Genomic DNA, 367 nt, shown 5'->3' with positions numbered 1-367 from the left:
CTCGAGCACGTCATCGCCGGCAAGGCCGTGGCCTTCAAGATCGCCGCCTCACCCGAGTTCAAAGAACGCCAGGAACGCGTCCTGGCCGGCGCCCGGATCCTCGCCGAACGCCTGGTCCAGCCCGATGTCACCGCCAAAGGCATCACCGTGGTCTCCGGCGGCACCGACGTGCACCTGGTCCTGGTGGACCTGCGCGACTGCGAACTCAACGGCCAGGCAGCCGAGGACCGGCTCGCCGCGATCGACATCACGGTCAACCGCAACGCCGTCCCGTTCGACCCGCGCCCGCCGATGGTCACCTCCGGGCTGCGGATCGGCACCCCGGCGCTGGCGACCCGCGGGTTCGGCGAAGCCGCGTTCGCCGAGG

General features: G+C 71.1%; 1 pseudogene. It reads left to right on the top strand.

What is annotated here, in order from left to right:
- A pseudogene (locus AC1DNC_RS16785) lies at positions 1–367 on the top strand (serine hydroxymethyltransferase); the annotation flags it as partial.

The organism is Arthrobacter sp. 01N442 (assembly GCF_056399345.1).
The sequence above is the reverse complement of the archived record's forward strand: the minus strand, read 5'-3'. Positions and strand labels throughout refer to the sequence as shown.